10 protein-coding genes are annotated in these 12416 nt (G+C 66.6%); 7 read left to right on the top strand and 3 right to left on the bottom strand.

Going from position 1 to position 12416, the window contains the following annotated elements:
* Positions 1–63: 63 nt before the first annotated feature.
* From ACP694_RS18615 to ACP694_RS18600, 4 genes are all read left to right on the top strand, one after another.
* On the top strand, positions 64–264 hold the full coding sequence (locus tag ACP694_RS18615; RefSeq protein WP_426014933.1) for a hypothetical protein: 201 nt from the start codon (positions 64–66) through the stop codon (positions 262–264).
* Positions 265–275: 11 nt separating this feature from the next.
* Positions 276–1160, top strand: a complete 885-nt coding sequence (locus ACP694_RS18610) for an EamA family transporter (protein ID WP_426014931.1) — start codon at positions 276–278, stop codon at positions 1158–1160.
* A gap of 73 nt (positions 1161–1233) precedes the next feature.
* Positions 1234–3219, top strand: coding sequence for an alpha/beta fold hydrolase (locus tag ACP694_RS18605; RefSeq protein WP_426014929.1), 1986 nt, complete (start codon positions 1234–1236; stop codon positions 3217–3219).
* A 95-nt stretch (positions 3220–3314) separates the two neighbouring features.
* Entirely contained in the window at positions 3315–3824 is a 510-nt protein-coding gene (locus ACP694_RS18600) for a DUF1993 domain-containing protein (protein ID WP_426014927.1), read from the top strand.
* A 7-nt stretch (positions 3825–3831) separates the two neighbouring features.
* On the opposite strand, the gene ACP694_RS18595 is transcribed toward ACP694_RS18600, so the two are convergent.
* The 3 genes from ACP694_RS18595 to ACP694_RS18585 all read right to left on the bottom strand — a co-directional run bounded on the left by ACP694_RS18595 (position 3832) and on the right by ACP694_RS18585 (position 8797).
* A complete protein-coding gene (locus ACP694_RS18595; protein ID WP_426014924.1) occupies positions 3832–5679 on the bottom strand; it encodes an ABC-F family ATP-binding cassette domain-containing protein in 1848 nt (615 codons plus the stop codon).
* Positions 5680–5884: 205 nt separating this feature from the next.
* Positions 5885–6481 (bottom strand): transposase, encoded by a 597-nt coding sequence (locus ACP694_RS18590; RefSeq protein ID WP_426014923.1) that lies wholly within the window; start codon positions 6479–6481, stop codon positions 5885–5887.
* A gap of 153 nt (positions 6482–6634) precedes the next feature.
* Positions 6635–8797: a transglycosylase domain-containing protein gene (locus tag ACP694_RS18585; RefSeq protein WP_426014920.1), complete on the bottom strand. Its 2163-nt coding sequence runs from the start codon at positions 8795–8797 to the stop codon at positions 6635–6637.
* A 54-nt stretch (positions 8798–8851) separates the two neighbouring features.
* Between ACP694_RS18585 and ACP694_RS18580 the strand changes: the two genes are divergently transcribed.
* The 3 genes from ACP694_RS18580 (at position 8852) to ACP694_RS18570 (ending at position 12375) form a co-directional block, all read left to right on the top strand.
* The gene (locus tag ACP694_RS18580; RefSeq protein WP_426014966.1) at positions 8852–9340 is read left to right on the top strand and encodes a YcgN family cysteine cluster protein; all 489 of its coding nucleotides are present in this window, start codon (positions 8852–8854) and stop codon (positions 9338–9340) included.
* Positions 9341–10754: 1414 nt separating this feature from the next.
* Positions 10755–11240, top strand: a complete 486-nt coding sequence (locus tag ACP694_RS18575; protein ID WP_426014918.1) for a hypothetical protein — start codon at positions 10755–10757, stop codon at positions 11238–11240.
* Positions 11191–12375: a DNA-packaging protein gene (locus ACP694_RS18570; protein ID WP_426014916.1), complete on the top strand. Its 1185-nt coding sequence runs from the start codon at positions 11191–11193 to the stop codon at positions 12373–12375. The genes ACP694_RS18575 and ACP694_RS18570 overlap by 50 nt, the downstream gene beginning before the upstream one ends.
* The last annotated feature ends 41 nt before the right edge of the window (positions 12376–12416 follow it).

The following is a 12416-nucleotide window of genomic DNA, read 5'->3' as shown; positions in this document are numbered from 1 at the left end:
AGAGGGTTTCGGAGGGCGGGCTCCGCGCCTATATCCCGCCTTCCTCATTCTGAAAGACACCCCATGGCCAAGCTGCAGCTCCTCGAAACCTTTAGCCTGCAGGAAACCGAGAACGGCTATAGGCTGCTGGTCTCGGCGGTGGGCGGCGACGCCCTCTATGTCGAGATCACTTCGGCCCAGATGGACGACATCATCGAGAGCCTCGAAGCGGCCATGGGCGGCGAAGAGGACGGTGACGCGGTCGAGGACGACGAGGCGTTCTAGGGCAACGGCTTATGCCGCAAGCCGCTCGCCTTCGCGCCCTGACGCCCTACGCCGCCTTGCTGGGCGCCATGGTGTCGTTGTGCATCGGCACGTCCTTCGCCAAGAGCCTGTTCCCGCTGGTCGGGGCCCAGGGGACCAGCGCCTATCGGGTGGGGTTCTCGGCCCTGATCCTGCTGGTGGTCTGGCGGCCCTGGCGCACCCGGTGGGCGGGGCCGGATCTGAGAGCGGTGGCGATTTATGGCGCGGTCATGGGGGCGATGAACCTGTGCTTCTACATGTCGCTGCGGACCATCCCGATGGGCCTGGCGATCGCGATCGAGTTCACCGGCCCGCTCAGCCTGGCCATGCTGCACGCTCGCAAGCCCAGCCATTTCGCCTGGATCGGCCTGGCGGTGGTCGGGCTGGCCCTGCTGCTGCCGTTGGGCGACGCCAGCCTCAATCTCGACCCGGCAGGCGTGGCCTTCGCGGCGGCGGCGGCGGTGTTCTGGGCGCTCTATATCGTGGCCGGCCAGCGAACCGGTCATCTGCATGGCGGCCAGTCGGTGGCCCTGGGCATGACCACGGCCGCCCTGGTGGTGGCCCCGTTCGGGATCGTGGCGGCCGGGACCAAGCTTTTGGACCCCATGGTGCTGGGCCTTGGCCTGGTGGTGGCCGTGGTCTCCAGCGCCATCCCCTATTCGCTGGAAATGGTCGCCATGCGCGGCATCTCCAAGCGTAGCTTCGGGGTGACGCTCAGCCTCGAACCGGCGGTCGGGGCGCTGGCGGGCCTGCTGTTGCTGGGCGAGCACCTGGTCCGCCGCCAATGGCTGGCCATCGCCTGCGTCATCGCCGCCTCTGTCGGCACGGCCCTGTCGGACCAGGCCGGGCGGCGCGCCAAGGCCCCACTGCACGACTAAGCGTCGATCCCCGACTTGATTTAAGGCCAAGCTTCGATCTAATGCGCGGGTGCAACCCAGAGTAAGTTGATCCATGCCTAGACCCATCGGGGCCGCCCTGACCGGCCTTACCCTTTCCGCGTTGGCAGGGACGGCGCTCGCGGCCGAGACTCCCGCCGCCACGGCGTTCGGGGCTCGCCAGAGAGTGCAGCAGGCCAGTCTGTCGCCCGACGGCCAGTCGATCGCCCTGGTTCAGCCCTTGGCCGAAAGCCAGGCGACCGCCGTGTTCGTGGCCCGGCTGGACGGCGCCGGCCAGCCCAAGCCTATCCTCGGTTCATCCGGTCATCCCGACCGCCTGACCAACTGCCACTGGGTGTCCAACGGCCGGCTGGTCTGCGGCATCTTCATGATGGTGGATCAGGACGCCGAGAAGATCGGCTATTCACGCATCGTCGCCGTCAACGCTGACGGGACCAAGGTGCAGGAGCTAAGCGCGCGCTCCCGCGGGATGGCGGTGGCCTACCGGCAGGACGGCGGCGACATCGTCGATTGGCTGGCCGACGACGCCAATGGCGCGCTGTTGATGACCCGGTCGTTCATGCCCGAGGAGACGACAGGGACAATGCTGTCCAACCAGAAGAGCGGCCTAGCGGTCGAGCGGGTCGACACCACCACCCTGGCCCGCAGCCCGATCGAGCCGCCGCGCGGCGATGCGGTGGAGTATCTCTCCGACCAGCACGGGGCGGTCCGCATCTACGGCCAGCAGCCCAAGACCAATGCCGGCTACCGGACTGCGCGGACCAACTATTTCTACCGCCTGCCGGGCGCCGGCGCCGACTGGCGGCCGCTCGGGACCTATGACGCCGAGGCCTACACGGGCTTCTCGCCCGTAGCGGTGGATCGCGACCTGAACGCCGCCTACGGCTTCGAACGGGTGGACGGTCGCCAGGCGTTGGTTAGGCTGTCGCTGGACGGCGCGATGAAGCGCGAGGTTCTGGTCGCCCGCGACGACGTCGATGTGGACGACGTGATCCGTATCGGCCGCCAGAACCGCGTGGTCGGGGCCAGCTTCGCGACCGACAAACGCCAGTCGGTGTTCTTCGACCCGGCCCTGCAGAAGCTGGCCGCGTCCCTGTCCAAGGCCTTGCTGGGCCATCCCGTCGTCACGTTTGTTGACGCCAGCGCTGATGAGAAGCGGCTGTTGTTGTGGGCCGGCAGCGACGTCGATCCGGGGCGATACTACCTGTACGACCGCAACACCCACCAGCTTAGCGAGGTCATGGCCCAGCGGCCCGAGCTGGCGGATTTCAAGCTCTCGCCGGTTCAGGCCATCACCTACAAGGCCGCCGACGGAACCATGGTGCCGGCCTATCTGACCCTGCCGCCCGGCAGCGACGGCAAGAACATCCCCGCCATCGTGATGCCGCACGGCGGGCCGGAAGCGCGCGACGAGTGGGGCTTCGACTGGCTGTCGCAATATTTCGCCAACCGCGGCTTCGCGGTGCTGCAGCCCAACTTCCGGGGCTCGTCGGGCTATGGTGAGGCCTGGTTCGAGAAGAACGGCTTCCAGTCGTGGCGCCAGGCGGTCGGCGACATCAACGACGCCGGGCGCTGGTTGCAGAGCCAGGGCGTCGCCGCGCCGGGCAAGCTGGCCATCGTCGGCTGGTCCTACGGCGGCTACGCGGCCCTGCAGTCTTCAGTGCTAGACCCCGACCTGTTCCAGGCCATTGTTGCGGTCGCCCCAGTCACCGACCTGGAGACCCTGCGCGAAGAGGCGCGCCTCTATGACAAATACAAGCTGGTCGACGCCTTCATTGGCCGGGGACCGCACGTGAAGGAAGGCTCGCCGGCCCGGAACGCCGAGAAGATCAAGGCGCCGGTGCTGATGTTCCATGGCGACGACGACACCAATGTCGGGATCGGCGAGTCCCGCCTGATGCTGTCGCGGCTGAAGGCGGCGGGCAAGAGCGCCGAGTTGGTGGTGTTCAAGGACCTGGATCACCAGCTAGACGACAGCGCGGCGCGCGCCCAGATGCTGGACAAGGCCGACGCGTTCCTGCGCAAGACGCTGGGGCTGTAGGGTCCCTGCTCCCGCAAGGGGAGAAGGATCCAGGCCCTTGCCAGCGCGGCTCCAGGACCGCAATCTCCGCTCAAAAGCCTAGGGAGACGCCCGTCATGACCGTCAGCCTGTTCACTTTCGTGGATCTGTTCACCCGCCACCTGGGGACCGCCGAGCACCTGCTCACCAAAGGCGCGGCCCATGCCGCGGCCCACGGGCTGAGCGAGGAAGCCGTGCTCGACTGGCGGCTGATCGACGACATGCACCCGCTGCGCTTTCAACTGATGGTGGTCTGCAACTTCGCCCAGCAATGGCCGGCGCGGGTGGCGGGCCTGCCGGTTCCCGAAGCGGTCGGCGACCAGCTTGACCTGGCCGGTTTGAAAGCCGCCATCGCCGGGGCGAAGGCGTTCCTGGCGGGGCTGACGGCCGAACAGTTCGAAGGCCGCGACTCGGTCCTGCTGACCTACGCCATTGCCCAGGGCATGGAGCCGACCCTGGAGTCCGGCCACTGGCTGAGTGTCTTCGCGACGACCAACCTGATGTTCCACCTGTCGACGGCCTACGCCATCCTGCGCGCCAAGGGCGTGCCGCTGGGCAAGCCCGACCTGTTCGTTGCGGGGCTTTAGGCGGGCGCTAACCCGCCATGGTCTCGCGCTTTTCCTCGAGCGCCAGCCATTCTTCCTCGGCCGTGGCCAGGTCGGCTCGGGCCTTGTCGAGAGATTTCATCACCTTGTCGAAGCTGACCGGGTCCTTGGCATAGAAGGCCGGATCGGCCAGTTTGGCCTCGATGTCGGCGATGATCTTGGGCGAGGCGGCGACCAGGGTCTCGCACTCCTCCAGCCGCCGCTGATCCTTGTAGGACAGCTTGACGGTCTTCTTCGGCGGGGTGGGCGCGGGCGGCGGGGTCAGCACCGCCTTGTGCGAGCCTGTGCCGGTGGCGAAGTCGCCGGCCGCGCCCCGGGCGCCCTTGAAGAAGTCCGGGGCCTGGTCGATCAGGTCGGTCCAGCCGCCCGGGGTTTCCAGCACCTTGCCATGGCCGTTCATGGCGATGGTCGAGGTCGCCAGGCGGTCGATGAAATCGCGATCGTGGCTGACCAGAATGAGGGTTCCCTCGAAATCAGCCAACAGCTCCTCGAGCAGGTCCAGCGTGTCCATGTCCAGGTCGTTGGTCGGTTCGTCGAGCACCATCAGGTTGGTCGGCGAGGCCAGCGCCCGGGCCAGCAGCAGGCGGTTGCGCTCGCCGCCCGACAGGCTGGTGACCGGCTGGCGCAGCTGAGCCTCGGTGAACAGGAACTCCTTGGCGTAGCCGGCCACGTGCTTGGCGATGCCGCGCACCAGAATCGAGTCGCCGCCGCCGGGGGTCAGAAAGTCCCACAGGGTCATCTTCTCCGACAGAGCCATACGGTTCTGGTCGACATAGGAGATCTCAAGATTGGTGCCCAGCTGCACCGTGCCCTCGTCGATCGGGATCTCGCCCAGCAGCATCCGCACCAGCGTGGTCTTGCCCGCGCCATTGGGGCCCACCAGGGCCACGCGGTCGCCGCGCAAAATGCGGGTCGAGAAGTCCTCGATGATCGTCCGGTCGCCGAACCGCTTGGTGACGTGCTTGGCCTCGACCACCCGCTTGCCCGACGTGCCCGAGCTCTCGACGGCCATGGTCATGCTGCCGCGCTTGTCGGACTGCAGGTCCTTCTTTTGGCCGCGCAGGTCCATCAAGGCGCGGCGACGGCCCTCGTTGCGGGCCCGGCGGCCTTGGACGCCGCGGGCCAGCCAGGCGTTTTCCTTCTCCAGCTGCTTGTTGAGCCGCCGCTCCTCGTCGGCCTCGGCCGACAGCACCTGCTCGCTCCACAGCTCGAACTCGGCGAAGCCCTTGTCGAGGCGGCGCACCTTGCGATGCTCCAGCCAGAAGGTGCGCTGGGTGACGCGATTGAGGAAGGCGCGGTCGTGGCTGACGATCAGGGCGGCGCACTTGGAGCCGGCCAGCTCCTCTTCCAGGGTCTGGATCGCGAAGATGTCCAGGTGGTTGGTCGGCTCGTCCAGCAGCAGCACGTCGGGCTGTTCGGCGAACGCCCTGGCCAGCGCCGCCCGGCGACGCTCGCCGCCCGACAGGCCCTGGGTGCTCTTGGCGTAGTCCAGGCCGAAATCGGCCAGGGTGGCGTGGGCCTCGTAGTCCTCGGCCCCGCCGGCCGTGCAATAGTCCAGCAGGGTGTCGCCGGTGATCTCTGGCTCCTGGCTGACATAGACGATCTTCGAGCCCGGCTGGGCTGAGCGCTCGCCGCTGTCGGGCTCTACGCCCTGGTTGGCCAGGATCTTCAGCAGGGTGGACTTGCCAGCCCCGTTGCGCCCGACCAGGCAGGCGCGGATCCGCGGCTCCAGGGCCAGGTCGACGCCGTCGAACAGCGGCTTGGCGCCATCGGCGAGGCGAACGTCCTTGAGGGCCAGGACAGGGGCCTTGCCAGAGGCGCGGAGAGGGGAAGCCATGATCGGTGGGTCTACTGTCGAACGGAAACGGAGGAGGAGGTGGGGGCTATAGCAGGGCCGGCGCGGGGGCGGGGGGATTTCTTGTTGCAGCGCGGCGGGGGCGGGGGCGGCGGAGGACGGGGATGAGGACGGGGACACACACTCACCCAGACCACGGCTCTCGCACGACCGAGGCGCTGGGATGAGTGTGTGTCCCCAAATCATCCTAAATCTCGGCTCTGGCTTTTAGCGGCCGCCCCAACCGCGTCGCGACCTGCAAAGCGACACGTGCGTCGGCGCTAATGTCGTCATCGAAGAAGGTAGCCATGTCGTCTCCCAGCAGTCTCGATAGAGGCGCGGGCGCCAGCAGCACGTCGGCATGACCGGTCAGGTGCGCTCTTACGCTGGACCATGGCCAGTCGATCGCCCGGCGAGTCAGGCCGGCTCGCACCGGGTTCAGTCCCACATAGCGGGCGCAGAGGCGCAGATAGGTCTCGTCCATCGGAAACGACGCGAACCGGCCTTGCCAAAGGTAACCCTTCCAGCCCTCACGGCGGTTGATGTGCCGAGTGTAGCGGACATGGGTCATGGCGATCGCCTCGGCCAAGCCCTCGTCGGTCGAGGGAGTGGCGATGAGGTGGACGTGGTTGGGCATTAAACAGTAGGCCCAGACCTCGACCTCTGCTGCCTTGAAGGCTTCGGCCGCGAGCTGGAGATAGGTTTTGTAGTCGGCCGCGCAGAGAAAGGTTGGCTGTCGGCGGTTGCCGCGCTGAGTGACGTGGTGCGGCGTTCCTGGGATGACCACGCGCGCCGTTCTGGGCATGAGATGTCCCCATTTTTGTTCTATATTTGTTCTAGTTTCGCTCGTTGTCAATCGGAGAGGTGAATTGGCTGTTTGGGGACACACACTCACCCTGACGACGCTGCCAAGACGGCTTGAGTGAAGGAATGAGTGTGTGTCCCCGTCAGCCCTAAGCTAATAGGGCAGTTCCGGCTGCGGGGCTGGCGCCGGAACCGGCGCCTCGGGGGCGACCACCGGCTCGGCCTCGGCGGCGGTGCGGGCGAATTCCGAGGCCAGGGTTTCGTAGAAGCCATTGCGCGGGTCGGGCGCGCTCGTGGGCGCGGCGTCAGGCAGCAGCCACGGGAAGTCTCGGATCGCCAGGCCCTCGTGGGCGCTCAGCATGAACCGCCGCCAGATGCTGGCCGGGATGTCGCCGCCGACCACCTTGTTCATCGGCCTGTCGTCGTCATTGCCCACCCAGACCCCGGTGACATAGTCCGGCGTAAAGCCCACGAACCAGGCGTCGCGCCAGTTCTGGCTGGTGCCGGTCTTGCCCGCCGCCGGCCAGCCGAAGGCGGCCCGCTTGGCGGTGCCGATCTCGACGACCTTTTTCATCATCCGCACCATCATGCTGGCCTTGGCGATGTCGTAGACGCTGACGAGATTGGGCGCGGCCATGTGGCTGAAGATCGCCCGGCCGTCCTGGGTGGTAATCGTCTCGATGACATAGGGCTCGAGCCGATTGCCGCCCTGCTGGAACACCTGAAACCCCGAGGTCAGCTGCAGCAGGTTCACCTCATAGGCCCCCAGCGCCACCGACAGGTCGGGGTTGGACGGCAGCGACGTTATTCCAAACCGCCGGGCCAGATCGCCGATCGCCGGACCGCCAGCCTCCTGGGCCAGCTTGATGGCGATGGTGTTGATCGAATTGACCAAGGCGCTCTGCACGGTCATCGGGCCGCGATAGCCTCCGCTGTAATTTTCGGGTTTCCAACTGCCGAACTGCACGGGTCCATCCACGCGGATGTCGGTGGGCAGCACGCCCTTCTCCAGGGCGGCGGCATAGATGAACGGCTTGAAGCTGGAGCCCGGCTGGCGCTTGGCCTGGACGGCGCGGTTGAAAGGACTGTCGACATAGTCCGTGCCGCCGACCATGGCCCGGATCGCGCCGTCGGCCGACAGCGACAGCAGGGCCGCCTGGCGGGCTCCGGCGCTCTGCCCGCCGATGGCGATGGCCTGGCGCACGGTGTCGGCCCCCACATGCTGCAGGCGCGGATCGATGGTCAGGCGCACCACCAGGTCGGGGGCGTTCTGGCCGGCGATGCGCACGGCCTCGGTGGTGGCGTAGTCCAGCACCCAGCCAAAATCGCCCTCGTCCTGCCTCGCCAGGGGCGACAGGCGCGGGGTGTCGTCCAGGGCCCGGCTCTCCTGCTCGGGAGTGATCCAGCCTTCGCGACGCATATTGGCCAGGATCAGGCGCGAGCGGGCGATGGCTCCGCCCATGTCGCGGGTCAGGGCCAGGCGGGTGGGGGCCTTGGGCAAGGACGCCAGCAGGGCGGCCTCCGACAGGGTCAGCTGGCTGGCGGGCTTGTTGAAATAGGTCTGGGACGCGCCGTCGACGCCATAGGTGCCGGCCCCGAAATAGACCCGGTTCAAATAGAGCTCGAGGATCTCGTCCTTGGTCAGCACCCGCTCCAGCTTCCAGGCCAGGACCATCTCCTGGACCTTGCGCTTGGTGATCCGGTCGGGGGTCAGGAACAGGCCCTTGGCCAGTTGCTGGCTCAGGGTCGAGGCGCCCTGAACGGTGCGGCCAGCCCGGTGATTGACCCAGGCGGCGCGGACGATGCCATAGGGGTCGATGGCCCCGTGCTTGTAAAAGCGCTTGTCCTCGGCGGCCAGGAAGGCCAGCGGCAGGTAGTTGGGCACGCCGGCCAGGGTGATCCGCTGGCCATAGCGGGGCCCGCGGGTGGCGATCACCTGGCCGCCTCGGTCCTCGAAGCGGATGCCCGGCGCGCGATTGACCGCGAACAGCGCCTCGCGCGAGGGCAGGGGCGGCACGTCGCGCAGGTACTTCCACCAGACCATGCCGACGCCGGAGCCCGCGGTGACCAGGCCCACGACGAACAGCGCCAGCACGGCGATCCAGATCCACCGGCCCTTCCGGGCCTTGGCGTGTTTCAGGTCGGCGCGGAACGGCTCTTCCGGCTCGGGCCGGCGTGGGGGTTCGGGCAGGCGTTCGGGCGGGGGAGGCGGAGGCGGTGGCGGCGGTGGAGCCGAGCCGAACGCGGGCGGACGCGCGCCCTCGGCCGGCGCCGCCTTGTCGTTGAACCGATAGGGCGGCAGCGTCCAGTCGTTCACGATCGTCCCATGGTCCCGGTTGGTATCGGCAGCGTTTGGGTTTAGGACGCCGGGATCATGGCGCGCAAACCTTTCTGGGAGACGAAGTCCCTAAACCAGATGACCGTCCCCGAGTGGGAAAGTCTATGCGATGGCTGCGGCCTTTGCTGCCTGGTTCGCTTCGAAGACGAAGATACCGGCGAGATCATCCCCACAAGGGTGCACTGCCAGCTGTTCAACACCCACAGCTGCACCTGCAGCGACTATCCCAACCGCAAGAAGACTGTGCCCGACTGCATCAAGCTGACGCCGCACAATATCGAGCGCCTGGCCTGGATGCCGCCGTCCTGCGCCTATCGCCGGCTCAACGAGGGCAAGACCCTGCCGCTGTGGCATCCGCTGATCACCGGCGATCCGGAGAGCGTCCACACGGCAGGGGTCTCGGTGCGGGATCAGACGGTGTCGGAGCTATCGTTCGACCAGGCCGAGGACGCCATGGACTTCGTGGCGCTGGATCTGATGTACGACAAGAGTGACGTGGTGGACTGGGAGCCGGAGGAGTAGGGGGTTTGCAAGCCGGCGATGAAAGTCTGATTTCCAACGCGGTGGAGCATAGTGCTCCGTATTCGAACTTTGGCGGAATCGTGTTGTTAAGGACACTTGTCGACTAGCGGCACCGTAGTTGGCAGCTCATGTTATAAAAGTCACCTCATTAATATGAGACGTCATGTGAGTAGACTCAAACCGCCAAAAGGCTGCATTTTCTGTGGTGATGGAGGGCTTTCGCGCGAGCATCTTTGGCCTGCTTGGGCGCGGGATATACTCCCTGAAACTAACGGGTATAGCCAAATAGGCTCCAATGACCCTTCCGATGGTCAGTGCTCTGTTGGGCTCTCGCGTCAATTTGAGCGACAAGGGCGCATCACTGACGCCCGGCTACGCGTCGTCTGTCGCGCCTGCAACAATGGGTGGATGAGTCGTCTTGAGGAAAGTTCACGCTTAGACGTAACCGCACTGATATTAGGCGAGCAGCGCCAGATCGGGACAGAAGGGTTAAAAAATATTTCGGAGTGGATAACTCTTAAAATCATAGTTGCTGATGCATCCCCTGGAGGCAGAAGTGTGTTTCTGACGGATGAGCGAAGAGGGTTTTTCGCGGAGAGAATTATACCGTCTCCACTCACTATACAACTATACAGGTGTGGCGAAAGTCCATGGGATACGATTTTCCACTCAATTTCTTCTAAGGCTAGCCACCAATCCAATGGAAAGCCAAACTCTGATAATTTAAAGATATTCTTATTCGGAGCCGGTGAGGCGCTTTTTCACGCTGTATACGGCCGTAATTTAAACATAGCTGCCGCACCGAATCCGGGTTTAAGCCTCTCTCTTATTCCACCAGCCGCAGATTCTACTTGGCCGCCTTCGCAGCGGCTGAGCGTTGAGCAGGCGCATATACTGGCGACTGAGCTCAGACGGCAGAGTAGTCCGGCGTTCCGCTGGCACGCCGGCTAATATCCGCTCCCCGGCGAACGCCCGCATCCGCCCCGGATGCGGCTGCGCCTTAAACCCTTGGTGGATTGGAGCTCTGGCGTTTGGCCGTGTCAAGGACGGCCCGGAGGGCCGCCGCTCCGCGGCCGGCCGGAGGCCGGTCCTTGACACGGCCAAACGCCAGAGCAAGCTCGCCATCAAGGTTTCAAGGCGCGGCCTCGCCGTGGCGGGCGGATCGGGAAGGGGCTGGGCGGTCATCCCGTTGATCCGCTCATCCCGGCATTCGCCGGGATGAGCGGTGTTTCGGACCGCTGGCAAGCGGTCCATTAGGGCGCTTTTCAGCCCCCTCCTGGGGATAGAGCGCCGTCGACGCTCGGCGTCGAGCACACAGACCCAAGTAAAATCAATGCTCTAAAACTATCTCACCCTCTTTGCGCTGGCGCGCCCGCTGCTGCCGTATCTTTGTGTCATGGCCCGGAGAAGCGAGATGAGCCCCGAGGAACTGATGCGAGACGGCGATAGGTTGCTGGTCGAACTGCACATCGCCAACCTCTTCGACGTGCAGGACACCACCGCCCTGCGCACCCCGGCCGAGCAGACCAAGCTGCTCGGCTCCGTCGCTTTCACCGCGCGCCGGATGAACGCGACCGTCGCCGCCAGCCGCCGCTCCCTGGCCGATGTCATGGCCGACGCCAGGGCGATCAAGGCTTCCAGGATGAAGGCCCAGGCCGCCAAGGCGGCCGCCAACGAGAACAACGAGAACCCCAGCCCGGAGATGGAAATGGATGACGACTCTGGCCGCACCCCCGAACGCGTCGCCGCTTTTCATACCGAAATCCAGCGAAGACTGGCTGCTCTTGTTGAACGAAGAGAAGCTAAAGGAATGGGTCGCCAACACCCCGTGGTCGGCCTTGGAGCGTCAGATGAAGGCCTTGCGGCCGTCGCAGGCCCCTCACCAGAAAGCCCCATCTGACCCCTGGACCACTTGGCTGTTCCTCGGCGGTCGCGGCGCCGGCAAGACCTTCGCGGGCGCGTCCTGGATCGTCGACCAAGCCGAGCCCGGCGTCCACCTCGCCCTGGTCGGTCCCACCTTCCACGACGTGCGCGAAGTGATGATCGAGGGGCCGTCCGGCATCAAGAGCCTCTACCCGCCCGGCGAGCGGCCGACCTGGCGCGCCAGCCGCAAGCGCCTGGAGTTCAAGAACGGCGCCGTCGCCCAGGCCTTCTCGGCCGAGGATCCCGACAGCCTGCGCGGCCCCCAGTTCCACGCCGCCTGGGCCGACGAGTTCTGCGCCTGGCGGAGGCCCGCCGAGACCCTGGCCATGCTGCGCTTTGGCCTGCGCCTGGGCCAGGATCCGCGCCTGGTGGTCACCACCACGCCCCGGCCGATCCGCGCCCTGCGCACCCTGATCGCCGAGCCCGGCACGATCGACACCCGCGCGGCCACCGGCGCCAATGCGGCCTATCTCGCTCCGGCCTTCCTGGCCACGCTGCAAAGCCTGTACGGCGGCACGCGCCTGGCCGCCCAGGAGTTGGATGGCTTGATCGTCGAGGGCGAGGGCGGGCTGTTCCGCGCCGAGGACCTGGCCCGCTGCCGGGGCGCGCCGCCGGCCGCCTTCGACCGGGTGGTCGTGGCGGTGGATCCGCCGGCCACCGCCGGCGGCGACGCCTGCGGCATCGTGGTCTGCGGCCGGGCCGGCGACCGGGCCTTCGTCCTGGCCGACCTGACCGCGCGCGGCCTGTCGCCCCACGGCTGGGCGAGGCGCGCCGTCGAGGCCGCCCACCGCTTCGACGCCGACGCCCTGGTGGCCGAGGCCAACCAGGGCGGCGACATGGTCCGCGCCGTCCTGGCCCAGGCCGACCCGCCGTGCCCGGTCAAGTTGGTCAAGGCCTCGCTGGGCAAGCGGGCCAGGGCCGAGCCGGTGGCGGCCTTGTATGAACAGGGCCGGGTGGTTCACTGCGGGGCCTTTCCGGCCCTGGAGGAGGAACTGATGGCCCTGGGGTCGGGCGATCTGGCGCACAGCCCGGACCGGGCGGACGCCCTGGTCTGGGCGCTGGCGGACTTGATGCTGGGGATCGGGAGGCGGCCGCGGTTGTCGGTGCTGTAGGGGCCGCATACTCCCCCCACCGTCGGCTTCGCCGACACCTC

The sequence above is a fragment of the Caulobacter sp. DWR2-3-1b2 genome (assembly GCF_049896345.1).
Taxonomy (GTDB): domain Bacteria; phylum Pseudomonadota; class Alphaproteobacteria; order Caulobacterales; family Caulobacteraceae; genus Caulobacter.
Note: the sequence above shows the minus strand (reverse complement) of the source record. Positions and strands in the feature narration are given on the sequence as shown.